Consider the following 16,459-nt stretch of genomic DNA (forward strand, 5'->3'; position numbering starts at 1 on the left):
TTAAAATAAAAGCGGGCAGATCAGTTGCCCGCTTTTTCCTCCAAAACAAGCCATTCATCCTCAGCATCCGCGAGCTTAGCCTGCCGCTCAGTGAGTGCTTCGGTCGCCTTCTGGAACTTCACTGGATTTGCCGCATAAAGGTCCGGATCGGCCAATAGCTCTTCAAGCTTCGCGATTTCGGCCGATAGCCTATCCATGACTTGCGGCAGCTCGGCGAGGCGGTGCTTCTCGGTGAAACTCAGACCAGCCGGTTGCAGCTTTTCCGGCGCACGCTCTTTGCGCTGCTTCTCCGTTTTGACCTTCTCAGCCTTTGCAGCGGTCGGTATCTCACCGCGCTGCGCCTGATAATCCGACCAACCGCCAGCATAAATCACCGCACGGCCATTCCCCTCCATCGCCACGGTCGTCGTCGCCACCCTGTCGAGAAAATCACGGTCGTGGCTCACCAAGAGCACAGTTCCATCGTAATCGTCGAGAATTTCCTGCAAAAGGTCCAGCGTCTCGATATCGAGATCGTTCGTCGGCTCGTCTAACACCAGCAGGTTCGATGACTTCGCCATCAACTTTGCAAGCAAGAGCCGCGCTTTTTCCCCACCCGAAAGCGAGCGCACCGGCGCGCGGGCCTGCGCCTCATCGAAAAGGAAGTCCTTGAGGTAGCCAACGACATGACGCGGCTCGCCTCGCACCATGACCTGATCAGCGCGTCCTCCAACCCGCATGTCGGGGTCGCCGGTGAGGCTTTCCCAGAGGCTCATCTCAGGGTTAAGTTGCGCACGGGCTTGATCAAAGACCGCTACTTTCAGATTGGTTCCGTGTCGGATTGTTCCCTGATCAGGTGGCATTTCCCCAAGCAAAACCTTGATCAACGTTGTCTTTCCAACGCCATTCGGCCCGACAAATGCAATGCGATCCTTCCGCTGCACCGTCAGATCAAAAGCGCGCACCAGCACGCGATCGCCAAATGCCTTCGAGACATCTTTCGCCTCGATGACCTTCTTTCCCGATGCTGGACCGCTCTCAAGTGACAGCGCCGCCGCGCCTTGGCGCCTGATTTGCGCTGCCCGCTCTGCGCGCAAATCTTGTAGTGCCCGCACCCGCCCCATATTACGCTTTCGCCGCGCACTGATCCCCTCAACCGCCCAGCGCGCTTCGGCTTTGATTTTTCGGTTCAATTTGTGGCGGGCTTGATCTTCCTCTTCCCAGATCTTGTCGCGCCACGCCTCGAACCCTTCGAAGCCGGTTTCCTGACGGCGCACCTCACCACGGTCTATCCACAAGGTAGCTCGCGTCAGATTGCGCAAAAATGTCCTGTCATGAGAGATCAGAACATAGGCCGACGAGGTGCGCGAAAGTTCAGCCTCAAGCCACTTGATCGCCTCGATATCGAGATGGTTGGTCGGCTCATCAAGCAACATCAAATCAGGTGTCTCGGCCATCAGTTTGGCAAGCGCGGCACGCCGACGCTCGCCCCCCGATGCGGTCGCAACATCGCGTTCAGGATCAAACTTCAGCCCCTGTGCGACCATCTCCACCCGATAAGCATCTGCTTCAGTGAGGCCGCTCAGCGCAAAGTCTCCCAAGGTCGCGCAACCCTCCATCGTCGGCTCTTGCTCCATGTAGCCCACCGCGACCCCGGGAGAGAGTACCCGTTGCCCTGAATCGGGCTCAACGATTCCACCGAGGACTTTGAGCAATGTGGACTTCCCCGAACCGTTCCGGCCAACCAGTGCCACCCGATCCCCGGACTGAACAACGAGGCTCAGCGTGTCGAATACAGGATTACCCCCGAATGTGAGGGATATATCGGTGATCTGGAGTAGAGGTGCGCGCGCCATAATGCTGGGCTATTCGCCATCCACAGAAAGATCAATGCTTTGTCGACCTCGCAGAATTAATTTGGCACTCGGGCTTGCTGCTGCGATTGTCGTCAGATGAACCCGCGCCGTAAACTCATTAACTGGGCCAACATCGCCACCAAATTGGCAACGCTTGCGGCGGTCGGCTTCGCCATTCATATCGCGATCGACTGGGCCATGGCGCAGATTTCAAAACTTGAAAGCGATCAGGCAGCATTGGCAATGTTCAGCATGATGATTATCGCGCTGATCGCCTACGCGATCTTGATGGCCACCCCTTTCGTTCCGGGGATAGAGCTGGGCATTTCCCTACTCGTCCTTCGGGGCGCAGAGATCGCTCCTTTCATCTATCTATCAACCGTTTCCGGCCTGTTGCTTGCCTATTTTGTGGGCCGTTATATGCCCCTGATTTGGTTCTCGAATTTTTTAAGTGAGCTTGGCCTGAGACGGGCAGCTGATTTGATCGAAAACCTCGCACAGCGTGGTCCGGACGCCCAAGAATCAGAACTGCACGCGCGCGTTCCGAATTGGCTGCGGCCATTCATTACCAAATGGCGCTACCTTACGTTGGCGGCACTTCTCAACATCCCCGGCAATGTGGTTCTCGGTGGCGGCGGTGGCATCATGCTCGCATCAGGTTTGAGCCGCAGATTTAGTATTCCCTTTACCGCACTCACGGTTGCGCTGGCCGTTGCGCCGGTGCCGTTATCGGTCTGGCTCTTAGGGGTCGAGATTCTGAATTAGTCCGCGATTTGACTCTTTTATGACGCATGTCGCCTTTCCCTAATGATCTTCCCTGTTACATTCCGCTCAGAAATTGATTGAGGCGTTGTAATGAGCACTGATCCACTCGTCATCTTCACTCCCTCCGGCAAGCGCGGTCGCTTCCCTGTAGGCACACCAATCCTTACAGCAGCTCGGCAGCTTGGTGTCGATCTCGACTCGGTTTGCGGTGGCCGCGGTATCTGTTCGAAATGCCAGATCACGCCCTCTTTCGGCGAGTTTCCCAAGCACGGCGTCACGGTCCATGAAGATGCACTCAACGCGTTCAACGCCGTTGAAGAAAGATACGACCGCATTCGCGGCCTGAAAGCCGGTCGCAGGCTCGGTTGTCAGGCCACCGTCCAACGCGACGTGGTGATAGACGTTCCGCCCGAAAGCCAAGTTCACCGGCAGGTTGTCCGCAAAGCTGCCAGTACTCGGGCGATGATAATGGATCCGGCGACCAAGCTGTTTTACATCGAAGTACAAGAGCCGGACATGCATGAGCCAACCGGCGACTTGGAGCGCGTGGCCCGCGCCCTTAAGGAACAATGGAACATCGAGAATGTCAGCGCGGCACTCCCGATCTTGCGCAAGCTCCAACCTGCTCTGCGTAAAGGTGGATGGACCGCTACAGTCGTCCTGAATAAAGGCCACCGTGATACGGCCTACAGGATCCTCGACATCCACCCCGGCTTCCATGAAGAACGAATCTACGGCCTTGCTATCGATCTTGGCTCAACGACCATTGCCGCACATCTTTGCGACCTCAGGAACGGCACGGTCATCGCTTCAGCGGGCGTGATGAACCCCCAGATTCGCTTTGGCGAAGACCTCATGAGCCGCGTTTCCTACTCCATGATGAACCCAGGTGGCGATCTTGAGATGACCAACGCCGTCCGCGATGCGATCAACACGCTCACCACGGAAATTGCGGCCGAGGGCAACATCGAGCCATCGCAGATCATGGAGGCGGTCTTCGTCTGCAACCCTGTGATGCACCACCTCCTCCTTGGGATTGATCCCGTCGAGCTTGGGCAAGCGCCATTCGCCCTCGCAACCTCGGAAAGCGTCAGCCTCGGCGCGAGCGAGATGGGGCTCTCCTCAATGAACGATTCCGCGCGCGTGTTCATCCTACCCTGTATCGCGGGCCATGTCGGAGCCGATGCCGCCGCGGTAGCGCTGTCCGAGGAGCCAGGTAAATCCGATGACCTTGTGCTGATCGTCGATGTCGGTACCAATGCCGAAATTCTTCTCGGCAACAAAGAGCGCGTTCTCGCATGTTCCTCACCGACCGGCCCTGCCTTTGAGGGCGCTCAAATCAGTTCCGGCCAGCGCGCCGCTCCCGGCGCCATCGAGCGTGTTGAAATTGATCCGGCAACTAAGGAGCCGCGTTTCCGCATAATTGGCTGTGACCTCTGGTCCGACGATGACGGCTTCATGGAGGCAACCAAAGGTTCCGGCATCACCGGCATCTGCGGCTCCGGCATCATCGAAGCCGTCGCTGAAATGCGTATCGCCGGCATCCTCGACCCCAAAGGGCTGATCGGCTCCGCTGAACAGGTCGGCACTTCCAGATGTATCGCAGAAGGGCGCACACACTCCTTTGTGCTGCATGACGGCACCGCCGACGGCGGCCCCCTCATTAGCGTAACCCAAAGTGACATTCGCGCCATCCAGCTGGCAAAATCTGCCCTCTACGCTGGTGCGCGCCTCCTTATGGATGAAATGGACGTGGACACCGTCGATCGCGTCGTCTTAGCGGGTGCCTTTGGCGCCCATATCTCGCCGAAACATGCCATGGTCCTCGGTATGATCCCCGACGCGCCACTGGATAAAGTGGCCTCAGCCGGTAATGCGGCCGGAACAGGCGCGCGTATCGCGTTGTGCTCCGTCGAAGCCCGCCAAGCCATCGAAAAAACCGTTCGCGAAATTACCAAAGTCGAAACTGCTATTGAGCCGAAGTTCCAGGAGCATTTTGTCAATGCCAACGCAATCCCACATGCAACCGATCCGTTCCCGCACTTGGGCGAAGTGACCACCCTCCCCGAGGTTAATTTCAACCAGCAGAAGGGGGGATCAGAGGAAAGTGGACGTAGGCGTCGGCGGCGCGGCTAGGCTGTCTTAGGCGCTGTTTCAATCTTGACGCCCCGTCGCACCGCGACTACGTCAGATTGGTGAACGCGGGTATGGTGAAAAGGTATCACGCGAGCTTCCCAAGCTTAAGTTACGGGTTCGATTCCCGTTACCCGCTCCACTCTTCCTAAGACCCACCTAGCGTCGCTTACACGCGGTGCGCAAAAAACCAGTCTATGTCATCCGAAGCGACTATAGGCCTCGGGTGCGAAGGAACTGCACCAGCCCAGCAGTTGAGCCATCCTTGCCGTCAGCACTTTCGCGCCCTTCAACGATGGGCTGAAGCGCTGTCGCCAACTCTTTACCAAGCTCAACGCCCCATTGGTCGTATGAATTGATGCCAAGGATGGCCCCCTCGACAAACACCCGATGCTCATAAAGAGCAATGATCTGGCCCAGCGTGAAAGGGTCAAGTTGCGGATAAGCCAAGGTCGTGGATGGGCGATTACCAGGGAACACCCGATGCCGCGCCTGACGCTCTTGCTCCCCGCCCTCAAAATCAAGCCGCCCAGCGATTTTCATTGCCTCATCTAGCGAGCGTCCCTTCATGAGCGCTTCGGACTGCGCCAAGCAATTCGCGACAAGCAATTGATGCTGATGATGCAAATCATCCTCATGTCCGCGCGCCGCAACCATGAACTCACACGGAACGATGCGCGTACCTTGGTGGATCAACTGATAAAACGCATGCTGCCCGTTGGTACCAGGTTCCCCCCATACGACAGGTCCGCTATCGACAGGCAGATCAGCACCGTCAATGCTCACACGCTTGCCATTACTCTCCATTTCAAGCTGCTGAAGGTAGGCCGGCAGCCGCGCTAGGCGATTATCATATGGCAGAACGGCGCGGGTCGTGTATCCGCAGATCTGATTGTGCCACACACCAACCAAAGCCAGCATCGCAGGCATGTTCTCTTCCCACTTGGCCGAACAGAAATGTCGGTCCATCGCCTGTCCGCCGCGCAGGAACGCCCTGAATGCATTGGAGCCAATAGCGATCATCAGGCTAAGCCCGATTGGACCCCACATGGAATAACGTCCTCCGACCCAATCTTCGAAGCCGAAAACATGCGCATCCGGGATACCGAACGCACTCGTTTTGTCTCCCGCGGTGGAAAGGGCTGCGAACTGCTGCGCGGGATTTTCTACGCTCTGCCCCATCCATGCCTTTGCGGTACGCGCGTTTGTCATGGTTTCGATGGTGGTAAAGGTCTTGGACGCAACGATGACGATCGTTGTGGTCGGGTCACAGCCGCGCAGAACTTCCGCAATATCTGCCGGATCGACATTCGAAACGAAATGGCATCGCGGTCCGTCATGAAATGGCGAAAGCGCTCGCACCGCCATCGCAGGGCCAAGATCGGACCCTCCAATGCCGATATTCACGACATCAGTGATTTTCCCGCCAGCGCCAGTGTATGCACCCGAGCGAACGTCTTCGGCAAACCTCTCCATCCGGTCGAGCGTTCCGAGCACTTCTGGCATCACATCAGCACCCGAGACAACGACGCCGTCGCCATCAAGGTTGCGCAGCGCCGTATGCAAAACTGCACGATCCTCGGTTACATTGATCCGGTCGCCCCGAAACATCGCATCCCGCTTGGCTGCAACGTCCGCAGCATCGAGAAGCGCAACCAACAAGGCGCGCCCGTCCGCATCAATATTGGTCTTTGAATAATCAAAGACCATATCGCCGCAGCTTACGGAAAACGATCCTGCCCTCGCCTCGTCGAAAAGGGTTTCAAACCGGCGGTCCTGTACCGCCTGAAAGTGTTGCTTTAGATCATTCCACATCGTTCAAACCTCTGCCCAATGAACCACCGCATCAGCAAGCACGGCGGCTATCGGTGCCTCCTCCGGCGGAAGCGAGATCGCTTTTTCAAGTGCTGCACGCTTCTTCTCACCTATAATGACCACATGGCACGAAAGGGCGCCCTGCAAGACCTTTGCCGAAAGGGTAATCCTCGGCTCCGGCGCGCCAGGTGCCCGCATGGGATACAGGATGCCGTCGCCAAAAAGGGCGTCATTAAGTCGGTCGGCTTCTGGGAAGATCGACGCCGTATGCATGTCATCGCCCATGCCAAGCAAACACACGCTTAACGGCAGATGCGGCGCAATCCCCTCTGCCAGAGCATTCAATTTTTCTTCTGGCGCATCAGCCTGCTGATAGAGCGGCAACAACGTTGCCGCCGACGCCCTCCCCGTGAACAAGCGTTCGCGAATCAAACGCGTATTAGATCGGTCCGAATCTTCGGGCACCCATCTTTCGTCCGTAAGGACAACATTAACGCGGTCCCATGGGAGGTCAGCGGCACAAAGGCTATCAAAAATCGGACCTGGAGTCGTTCCACCAGGAACGGCAAGTGTGATGCTATCTTCGTGGAACAGCGCCTGCTCCAATTCACCCGCGATCCGGTTCGCAACATCAACCATCATGATATCGGAGTCGACATATTCGATGAGTTCCATTGGCGTGTCATCCCCCCTGTTCAGGCTTCGCTTTGCACATCCGCGTATGCATGGGTTGTGCATCGATTGTGCATCAGTTGTGTATGGCCGAAAATCCGAAACTTTAACGAATTTCCCGCCACTTTCGGCCGTCTCGATGCATCAACATCATAGAATCCTCAGGCCCCGCCGACCCCGCTTCATAAAGCTTGGGAACATCATTTCGTATCTCCCAACCTTTTATGATCGGATCAGTCCACTCCCACGCAGCTTCGACCTCATCCCCTCGCATAAACAGCGTTTGATTGCCTCGGATCACGTCCATGATCAGACGCTCATACGCATCGGGTACGTCGTCTACATCCGCGCCGAGCGCATCGGCAAACGTCATGTCCAATGGAACATCGATCAAACGCATGCCGCCTGGGCCAGGCTCTTTGATCGTCATTTGTAGGTCAATGCCCTCATTTGGCTGAAGCCGGATCGATAAAATATTTCGATGACGAGCCTCATCGCCCTCAAAGATCGAATGCCCCAAGTCCTTGAAAACGACGGCAATTTCAGAGGAACGGGACCGAAGGCGCTTGCCAGTTCTCAAGTAGAATGGAACACCCGCCCAACGCCAATTATTTATGTGACACTTCATCGCGATGAAGCTTTCAGTGAAGGAACGCGCATTTTCAGCGTCTTCACGATAACTCGGCCCCTCCGATCCGGCATCATACTGCCCTCTGACAATGTGATGAGGATCAACGGGCTGTAAGGCACGGATAACTTTTAACTTTTCATCTCTGACTTCATCCGCACCAAATTTGTTCGGCGGCTCCATCGCGATCAGGCAGAGCAGCTGCATTAGGTGGTTCTGCACCATATCACGCATGGCACCTGAATTGTCATAATAGCTTCCGCGCCCACCTACGCCGACGGTTTCTGCGACCGTGACTTGGATGTGATCAACATAGTGGCTATTCCACAGAGGCTCGAACAGAACATTGCCAAACCGTATGGCCATAAGGTTTTGAACTGTCTCTTTTCCCAAATAGTGATCAATGCGATAGATTTGGCGCTCATCAAAGTGCTTCGCCAAGATTGCATTCAATGCACGCGCTGTGGGCAGATCATGCCCAAAGGGCTTTTCGACGACGATACGACTTTCAGAGGTCGCAATAGCATATTCATGCAATTTATCAGCGAGCGCACCAAAAAGACTTGGAGCGACCGAGAAGTAAAACGCACGAACGACACCGTCCCGCATGAGTGATTTGAGGTGGTCCCAGCCGTCACCCGCGACCGCATCAACCGCAACGTAATCAATCATATTGAGGAACGCAGCCAGTTCGTCTGCCCCCGACTTTTCGTCGCCACCAAACTCTTTAATCGCTTCTTCTAATAGAGATTTGTACTCAGCTGGTTCCATCGAGGAACGGGCTGCGCCAATGATCCGACTGTCTGCCGGAAGTTGTCCGGAGAGAAAACGGCGGAACAACCCAGGGATAATTTTTCGCCGAGCAAGATCGCCAGTCCCGCCAAAAATAACTAGGTCAAAGGGATCGACGGGTATGACACGCGAAACCATAACAATTCTCCAATGATCTCCACTAGCACCATTGCGTTAGCGCTAACGAGTGCGTGATAACTTGGTTGCTTCGCAGTGTCTAGGGCGCGCCGAAAAGAGTTTCACTCCTGAAGCTCAGTATCCCAGTACAAAAAGTCCAACCAGCTATCGTGCAAATAATTGGGTGGGAATTTTCTTCCAAGGTTTCTGAGCTGCTCCGCTTCAGGGCGCCGAGGTAGCTTCGTCAATCTAAGTCCTGAGCTCCTCAGATTCTTGGATCCTTTCCGAAGGTTGCACGCCGCACAAGCCGCGACAACATTTTCCCAACTGGTCACTCCACCCTTGGAACGAGGAATCACATGATCAAAGGTTAGATCAGTTTTTGCCCCACAGTACTGACAACTGAATTCGTCACGAAGAAACAAATTGAACCGCGTGAAAGCAACGCTCTTTTGTGGGCGAACATAGTCTTTCAAGACAACAACAGAGGGTATCCTAATCGTCGTTGACGGGCTTCTCACAACCCTTTCATATTCCGCAACCGTGGTAACCCTGTCTCGCCAAACGGCCTTGATCGCGTCCTGCCAAGGCCAAACCGATAAGGGGTAATACGATAATGGCCGATAGTCAGCATTGAGAACCAAAGTTGGGTTCTTACAAGATGCAGTAATCGCAAGTTTGTCGGCGCTGTGATGTTGTATATTCATCCCGCGACAATCTCCCTACCTTGACCTCTCATCAACTTCTGGCACCAGAATGCTGCCTCTCTACTAGCCTAGTGTAACGATATATTGACGGCACCAACAAGCAAGCACAATATATGGTCACACTTTCAATCTCAGCATTCAGAAAGCAGATTTCGCATTACACGCATTCGGTTTGCAGGAATGTTCTCAAGTTCGATGGCTGTGAAAACATGAACGGTATCCAAAAAATCATCCACAACAGCATGGTCACTTACCCAAGCACCCATTGCCAGATAACTTCGCATCAAATGTGGGACTTGGGCTAAAGATGCGGTGTCATGGCATTTGCTCTCCAAAAGTTCGTCGAATTTCACAACATTAGTTGCTTTCACTATCGGCACCCTTTCAGACGGCCCGACCGAAGTTCTCGCCAAGTAGCGAAGGGCACCTTGGTGGAGATACGGATTATTCCCCAAAAAGCTCGTACAACCAAAAATGGCGCTCGCGTTTGTAATTTGGGACAGGCTTATCAAATATGCCCAAAGCAATCGCACCACAGCAGGAACCATTTTCTTTTGGGGAACGCAGAGCCTACCCATCTCCATCAGAGACGAGTGATGTACCGTGAGCGGCGTTAAATCATAGAAACTTCCGGTGTATCCTGAGAGGATTTCACACGGATTTCGATAGGAACGGACCCTAACCACGCCGACCAAATCCCCAGTTTGCGAATCTTGAATGAGAATATGCTCGAACTCACCGTCAAACTGGTCACCGTCGGAATGCGCCGGTGGGGAGGCCATGCGCCCAAAGGTTTGAGAGCGAAAAGCAATCGCCTCATATGCCTCATAGCTTGACGACGCAGCCCTCACCACTAATTTCGAAATAGGATCTCGTAGTTGACGAGTGGCTAACATCTTGTTCCCCCATACGTCGCCGAACGTCACCAAACTTTTTGTAGGTTACCAGAATATGACCGAAAAAATCATAAAAACTGATGATGAGTGGCGCGCCCAACTCTCAGATTTGGCGTTTCGCGTCACCAGAAAACACGGGACTGAAAGAGCGGGAACACATGATAACTTCCCGAAAGCAGCTGGAACCTTTGCCTGTGTGTGCTGCGGCCAGAAACTCTTTAGCAGTGCGGATAAATTCGAAAGTGGAACGGGATGGCCATCGTTCACACAGCCCATTGACCAAAGCGCTGTTGGCGAAAGTGTCGACCGTTCTTGGTTTATGAAACGAACAGAAGTACACTGCGATCGATGCGATGCACATTTAGGGCATGTGTTCCCCGACGGCCCGGCGCCAACAGGTTTACGATATTGTATAAACGGGGTCGCACTGAGTTTTCTAGAGGAAGGCTAAGGCCGCAACGCCGAAGGACGAGCGATCTTTGCTCCACCCACGGGCGCAGCTACGCCTGTGTTGTAAGGACAACTGGTCGGAAGTGAAACGAAATTTCGTGCCGCGCAAAAAGCAATTGCTGCAGCAGAGTAACTAGCCGGCACCAACCCGAGCCGCTCAGTTGTTGCCAAATCAATTAGGGACAGGACTCGGCACACCAGATCATCCGGCCCGGCAACGAAAACGTTCTGTGGTCGCAACCCAGCGAATTCAAAGGCGGTTTCAAGTTCATTTCTCAGGATATCCTCCCACCCCTTCTGCGCCTGATTCCGCACATTCTCGATGATGTAACGTCTCGGCGGCTCTCTCATCTTGAAAATTTCCGCAGTTGGCCCCTGCCATACGCCCTCACGCCAGCCAGCACCAATGTCGAAGGCAATCAAACCTCCTTTCAGAATGGACTTGTCGCTCGAGTCACATATCACCAAACGCAGGCTTTCACCGACCAATAAGATAGCGAAGGTTTCTGGCAGATTTGAGTTCATACTGGCGAGGGCAAAAGCCAGAAAATCGAAAGCACCCCCACCCTGTCCGCCCAGATCAATATCGCTCTGGTCAAAGTCATGTAGGATTGGTTTTCCTGAGAGTTCCGCCAGAATCTCTGGCGTATCGGCGATGTTTTGCCCAACAACGCCAAAACAAGCAGGGTCACCTCCGAAAGAAGAAACGACCTTTGCAAATGCAACCTCGACTGGATCACCCTCGACCTCAGAAACGAGCTTGATCTCTACAAAATTCTCTATAGCGAAAACTGCGTGCCCATCAGTCTGAACCGAAATCCCCTGCACTACTTTTCTCTCTCGATCGCATACCGCGCCGACAGAAACGAAAGGGCTTCTCTGCATCGAACGGCTCAACAGTGACTTTCCCTCTGTTTTTTCCGCCTCTATAGAGTGCTCCGGAGTATCACCGGCGGCAAGAGTGGAATTTACCATGAACTACAAACCAAAATCAGACTTTATGGAAGTTATGCTCAGCCGTGGCTTTCTTGCGGACTGCACGGACTTCCAATCATTAGACGAAGCATTGTCTAGCGGAATAGTCCCTGGCTACATTGGTTTTGACGCGACCGCTGAGTCTCTTCATGTTGGTTCGCTCATTCAGATCATGATGTTGAGATGGCTGCAAAAGACCGGTCACAAACCTATCGTTCTGATGGGAGGTGGAACAACTAAGGTTGGAGACCCGTCTTTCCGTGCCGATGAGCGGCCGCTGCTGGGCCCCGAACAAATCGACAGTAACATTGCCGGCATAAAGCAAGTTTTCGATTCATACATATCTTTTGGAAATGGTGAAACCGACGCCCTCTTGCTCAACAATGCTGAGTGGCTCGACGGGCTCAACTATCTCGATTTCTTGCGCGATATTGGGCGTCACTTTTCCGTTAATCGAATGCTATCGTTTGAAAGTGTGAAGTCGCGCATTGACCGCGAGCAATCCCTTTCTTTCCTCGAATTCAATTACATGATCCTACAGGCCTATGATTTCCTTGAATTGAATCGCCGTTACGGGTGCCTGCTCCAGATGGGTGGCTCAGATCAGTGGGGTAACATCGTCAACGGCATTGATCTTACGCGCCGAGTTCTTGATCACGAAATCTACGGCCTCACATCACCGCTGTTGACGACCTCCGACGGAAAAAAGATGGGCAAGTCCCAAGATGGTGCAGTTTGGCTTAATGCATCTATGAAATCACCGTATGAATTCTGGCAATTCTGGAGGAACACCTCCGACGCTGATACCGAAAGATTCCTAAAGCTCTACACCGAACTGCCCATCGAAGAGTGTAACAGGCTGGGTTCTTTGGAAGGCGCGGAAATCAACGAAGCGAAGATCATTCTGGCCAACGAAGTGACTACCCTTCTTCATGGAGCCGACGCTGCGCATGCAGCAATGAAAACGGCTAAGGAGGTTTTTGAAAAAGGCGGCGTAGGCGAGGAACTGCCAACGTTCACACTGGCAGCGAATGATGTTGGCGATGGTGTTTCCATTGTACAGTTGCTTGTGAAATCTGGGCTTGCATCATCGGGCAAGGAGGCAAAGCGTCTCATCGCCGACAACGGCGCGCGCCTGAATGATGAGTTGATCTCAAATGCCGCCATGTTGCTGACTGTCGATCAGATTCGATCGTCACTCAAACTCTCAGCGGGGAAAAAACGGCACGCGGTGGTCTTTCTGGCGGACTGAACATAACCTTTTCGATAAAGCAGGTTTGCTCTTTTCCGGCAGATTTGAGGTTGTAGGGTGAGACAATGACAGGGACCATTCTATCGAGGTGCGAAGACAAGGGTCTGCGCATGACAGACCAGCGCCGAACCATTGCTTCGGTCTTGGAAGAGTCTTTGGATCATCCCGACGTCGAGGAACTCTATCGTCGCGCAAGCTCAATTGACGCCAAAATCTCACTTGCCACTGTGTATCGCACCGTCAAGCTCTTCGAAGAGACAGGAATACTCGACAAACACGAATTCGGGGACGGCCGGGCTCGATATGAAACCGCGGATCGTGAGCATCACGATCATTTAATAGACATTGAAACCGGAGAAGTTATTGAGTTCGTTGATGCCGAGATTGAGCACCTGCAGGAAAAAATAGCGCAAAAGCTTGGTTTTGATCTGATCGGTCACCGCCTAGAACTCTACGGTAGACGTAAAAAGAAATCCTAGGAGTGATCCCTTTACCTTTGCATCGAGCGCCGGTAACAGATCCACATCCCAAAACCGGACTTACCAATGGACAATCTGCGTGGCGCTCTACTCATGGTCATCTCAATGGCCAGTTTCGCCCTCGAAGATATGTTCATCAAGCTGATGCGAGAAACGTTATCGGCAGGGCAGATATTTATTTTTATTGGCTTGGGTGGCGCTGCCGCATTTAGCATCCTGATAATTAGTCGCGGCGAGGCGCCGATTGATCGCAGCCTGAGCGACAGACTAGTACTGCTAAGGACCATTTTTGAGCTGATTTCGAGCACGGGGTTTGTTGTTGCTCTAGCCTTTGTTCCGATCTCCTTAATGACAACAATTATCCAAGCAAATCCGGTCTTGGTTACATTGGGCGCAGCACTCTTTTTTGGTGAAGTCGTGGGAAGACGCCGTTGGACAGCGATTCTGCTTGGCCTCCTAGGTGTGCTGATCGTCCTAAGGCCTTGGGAAACAACATTCGACAACGCCGCTTTGCTCGTGATCCTAGGGGTCATATTCCAAGCAGGCCGTGACTTGGTGACGCGACGGATCAAATCTAAAGTGGGGTCATTGCAGCTGTCGGTTTTTACACTTCTAGCGTTTGTTCCATTCGGGGCCATGCTAATGGTCGCGCAACAAACGCCTCCGGTAATGCCCAACAAGGAAACCATTATATATATTCTCGCGGCAATCGCGGTTTCGCTTCCCGCATTCTATTGCATCGTCGCAGCGATGCGGATTGGAGAAATATCGTTTGTGGCTCCATTTCGCTACACACGCATCGTGTTCGGGCTTCTGATTGGCACGATGATATTCAGCGAAAAATTGGACGGCATCATGCTTTTCGGTGCGGCTCTTATTGTCGGCTCTGGCTTCTATACCATCATCCGCGAAGCGCAGCTCCGCCAACGACCTTCTCATCCGCCGCGAACCAACGTATAACGCGCGCAGTTACCGCTAACACAACGCTCCAGGAGTAGACATGAGTACTATCATCGACATTCACGCCCGCGAAATTTTGGACAGCCGAGGCAATCCGACGGTTGAGGTTGACGTGACACTCGAAGACGGCACATTCGGTCGCGCCGCCGTCCCTTCTGGAGCATCGACTGGTGCATATGAAGCGGTAGAAAAGCGCGACGGCGATAAATCGCGTTATGGCGGCAAAGGTGTGCTGGATGCAGTCTTGGCTGTAAACGGTGAAATTGCCGAGGCCCTGCTTGGCAATGATGCGACCGAGCAAGTGGAAATCGACGAAGTTATGATCGAGCTTGATGGCACGTCGAATAAGAGCCGCCTTGGAGCAAACGCAATTCTTGGCGTTTCGATGGCTATTGCAAAAGCAGCCGCAGAGTTCACTGCGCAGCCCCTCTACAGATATGTTGGCGGCACCTCGGCGCGCGTTCTCCCAGTTCCTATGATGAACATCATCAATGGTGGAGAGCACGCCGACAATCCCATCGACATCCAAGAATTCATGATAATGCCCATTGCAGCGGAAAATATTCGTGATGCAGTTCGCATGGGTGCGGAAGTATTCCACACCCTTAAGAAAGAGCTCTCCAATGCCGGCTTCTCCACGGGTATCGGAGATGAAGGCGGCTTCGCACCAGCGCTCGCCTCAACGCGTGATGCATTGGATTTTGTTCTCAAGGCGATCGAAAAATCAGGTTACAAGCCAGGCGACGACATCTGCCTTGCTTTGGATTGTGCATCGACCGAATATTTCAAAGGCGGCGTATACGAGATGACTGGCGAAGGTCTCAGCCTCTCACCGGAAGAGAACGTTGATTTCCTCGAGAGCCTTTGCAACGCCTATCCTATCATTTCAATCGAAGACGGCTGCTCAGAAGATGATTGGGATGGCTGGAAACTTCTGACGGAACGGCTTGGTGACAAAATCCAGCTTGTAGGTGATGATCTGTTTGTAACCAACCCAGTTCGCCTAGCAGACGGAATTAGTAAGGGAGTTGGGAACTCCCTACTCGTAAAAGTAAATCAAATCGGCACCTTAACGGAAACTCTTAAAGCCGTCGATTTGGCCCATCGTGCGAAATACACTTGTGTGATGTCGCATCGCTCCGGTGAAACCGAGGATGCCACGATCGCGGACCTTGCCGTAGCGACTAATTGCGGTCAGATCAAAACAGGTTCGCTTTCTCGTTCGGATCGCCTCGCAAAATATAACCAACTCATTCGGATCGAAGAGATGCTCGGAACCAGCGCAGAGTTTGCCGGACGTTCGATCCTCAAGTAAGCGCTTTCCAATATGATCAACAATCGAAGGGGGGCGTTCAGGTGCCTCCCTTTTTTTTCGATCATACTGCCGCTGTAAGAACCTTAATTTTAGGGATCGACCCTATAAACGGAACGCAAATGACCAAACAATTTCTCACCCAACTAACAGAAGAGGATCAATTGTTACTCGGCGTAAGCCGTCCGGCACCTTTTGCATTTGCTGACAAGGTTAGGTTCGCAGAACTGGATCCACTCAATCATGTAAACAATGTTGCCTATCAGATCTGGTTCGAAACGGCTCGGGTGCAGTATTTCACTGCCTGGGGCCTTTCGAATTACCGGCTCGACGGCACGGAACCGCTACTGGTCATTCGGAGGGGTGAGACAGATTACCTCAAAGAGATGAAGCATGGCGAAGAGTATGTCGTGACCTGCCGAACCATCGCCTACAGAAGAACGTCGTTCACCATACAAAATGAAATATGGAGCAACGGCCGTTGTTGCACGGTCTACCTCGGGGTGGTCGTGCTGCTCGATCCGGCGACCAATGAAAAAATGCCGCTACCGTATGAATTCAAGAAGAAAATAACCGAAATTGATGGCGCTCGGTTCACGCCGTCGCAATAAAAATGAGGCGGCAGAAGCCGCCTCAGTTTCGCCGTTCAGGCTCACTTATATGTACCGCTC

15 protein-coding genes and 1 tRNA gene are annotated in these 16,459 nt (G+C 53.4%); 9 read left to right on the forward strand and 7 right to left on the reverse strand.

Features of this window, described 5'->3' with window-relative positions; all coding sequences use genetic code 11:
* Positions 1 to 20: 20 nt before the first annotated feature.
* Positions 21 to 1,835, reverse strand: a complete 1,815-nt coding sequence (locus AB1E42_RS09240; RefSeq protein WP_368343959.1) for an ABC-F family ATP-binding cassette domain-containing protein — start codon at positions 1,833 to 1,835, stop codon at positions 21 to 23.
* A 96-nt stretch (positions 1,836 to 1,931) separates the two neighbouring features.
* On the opposite strand from AB1E42_RS09240, the gene AB1E42_RS09245 reads away from it, so the two are divergent.
* From AB1E42_RS09245 to AB1E42_RS09255, 3 genes are all read left to right on the forward strand, one after another.
* Positions 1,932 to 2,600 carry a hypothetical protein gene (locus tag AB1E42_RS09245; RefSeq protein ID WP_368343960.1) on the forward strand — a complete coding sequence of 223 codons (669 nt, stop codon included), beginning with the start codon at positions 1,932 to 1,934 and terminating at the stop codon, positions 2,598 to 2,600.
* Positions 2,601 to 2,690: 90 nt separating this feature from the next.
* On the forward strand, positions 2,691 to 4,736 hold the full coding sequence (locus AB1E42_RS09250; RefSeq protein ID WP_368343961.1) for an ASKHA domain-containing protein: 2,046 nt from the start codon (positions 2,691 to 2,693) through the stop codon (positions 4,734 to 4,736).
* Positions 4,737 to 4,801: 65 nt separating this feature from the next.
* A tRNA-Gly gene (locus AB1E42_RS09255) sits at positions 4,802 to 4,875 on the forward strand.
* A gap of 71 nt (positions 4,876 to 4,946) precedes the next feature.
* Here AB1E42_RS09255 and pgi read toward each other — a convergent pair.
* From pgi to AB1E42_RS09280, 5 genes are all read right to left on the reverse strand, one after another.
* Positions 4,947 to 6,548: a glucose-6-phosphate isomerase gene (pgi, locus tag AB1E42_RS09260; protein WP_368343962.1), complete on the reverse strand. Its 1,602-nt coding sequence runs from the start codon at positions 6,546 to 6,548 to the stop codon at positions 4,947 to 4,949.
* A gap of 3 nt (positions 6,549 to 6,551) precedes the next feature.
* Positions 6,552 to 7,223, reverse strand: a complete 672-nt coding sequence (gene pgl / locus AB1E42_RS09265; protein WP_368343963.1) for a 6-phosphogluconolactonase — start codon at positions 7,221 to 7,223, stop codon at positions 6,552 to 6,554.
* A 103-nt stretch (positions 7,224 to 7,326) separates the two neighbouring features.
* Positions 7,327 to 8,778, reverse strand: a complete 1,452-nt coding sequence (zwf, locus tag AB1E42_RS09270; protein WP_368343964.1) for a glucose-6-phosphate dehydrogenase — start codon at positions 8,776 to 8,778, stop codon at positions 7,327 to 7,329.
* Between the two features lie 101 nt (positions 8,779 to 8,879).
* Positions 8,880 to 9,464 carry an HNH endonuclease gene (locus tag AB1E42_RS09275; RefSeq protein WP_368343965.1) on the reverse strand — a complete coding sequence of 195 codons (585 nt, stop codon included), beginning with the start codon at positions 9,462 to 9,464 and terminating at the stop codon, positions 8,880 to 8,882.
* Positions 9,465 to 9,595: 131 nt separating this feature from the next.
* On the reverse strand, positions 9,596 to 10,360 hold the full coding sequence (locus AB1E42_RS09280; protein ID WP_368343966.1) for a GNAT family N-acetyltransferase: 765 nt from the start codon (positions 10,358 to 10,360) through the stop codon (positions 9,596 to 9,598).
* Between the two features lie 55 nt (positions 10,361 to 10,415).
* On the opposite strand from AB1E42_RS09280, the gene msrB reads away from it, so the two are divergent.
* On the forward strand, positions 10,416 to 10,811 hold the full coding sequence (gene msrB, locus AB1E42_RS09285) for a peptide-methionine (R)-S-oxide reductase MsrB (protein WP_368343967.1): 396 nt from the start codon (positions 10,416 to 10,418) through the stop codon (positions 10,809 to 10,811).
* On the opposite strand, the gene AB1E42_RS09290 is transcribed toward msrB, so the two are convergent.
* Positions 10,808 to 11,785, reverse strand: coding sequence for a hypothetical protein (locus AB1E42_RS09290; RefSeq protein WP_368343968.1), 978 nt, complete (start codon positions 11,783 to 11,785; stop codon positions 10,808 to 10,810). The two genes, msrB and AB1E42_RS09290, sit on opposite strands and share 4 nt — an antisense overlap.
* On the opposite strand from AB1E42_RS09290, the gene tyrS reads away from it, so the two are divergent.
* The 5 genes from tyrS (at position 11,784) to AB1E42_RS09315 (ending at position 16,399) form a co-directional block, all read left to right on the forward strand.
* The gene (gene tyrS / locus AB1E42_RS09295; RefSeq protein ID WP_368343969.1) at positions 11,784 to 13,037 is read left to right on the forward strand and encodes a tyrosine--tRNA ligase; all 1,254 of its coding nucleotides are present in this window, start codon (positions 11,784 to 11,786) and stop codon (positions 13,035 to 13,037) included. The genes AB1E42_RS09290 and tyrS overlap by 2 nt on opposite strands.
* A 65-nt stretch (positions 13,038 to 13,102) precedes the next feature.
* Entirely contained in the window at positions 13,103 to 13,516 is a 414-nt protein-coding gene (locus tag AB1E42_RS09300) for a Fur family transcriptional regulator (protein ID WP_368343970.1), read from the forward strand.
* Positions 13,517 to 13,582: 66 nt separating this feature from the next.
* Positions 13,583 to 14,476 (forward strand): DMT family transporter, encoded by an 894-nt coding sequence (locus tag AB1E42_RS09305; RefSeq protein WP_368343971.1) that lies wholly within the window; start codon positions 13,583 to 13,585, stop codon positions 14,474 to 14,476.
* 40 nt (positions 14,477 to 14,516) lie between these two features.
* Positions 14,517 to 15,791: a phosphopyruvate hydratase gene (eno, locus tag AB1E42_RS09310; RefSeq protein ID WP_368343972.1), complete on the forward strand. Its 1,275-nt coding sequence runs from the start codon at positions 14,517 to 14,519 to the stop codon at positions 15,789 to 15,791.
* 119 nt (positions 15,792 to 15,910) lie between these two features.
* A complete protein-coding gene (locus AB1E42_RS09315) occupies positions 15,911 to 16,399 on the forward strand; it encodes an acyl-CoA thioesterase (protein WP_368343973.1) in 489 nt (162 codons plus the stop codon).
* Positions 16,400 to 16,459 lie beyond the last annotated feature (60 nt).

The organism is Pelagovum sp. HNIBRBA483, assembly GCF_040931995.1.
Taxonomy (GTDB): Bacteria; Pseudomonadota; Alphaproteobacteria; order Rhodobacterales; family Rhodobacteraceae; genus JAEPMR01.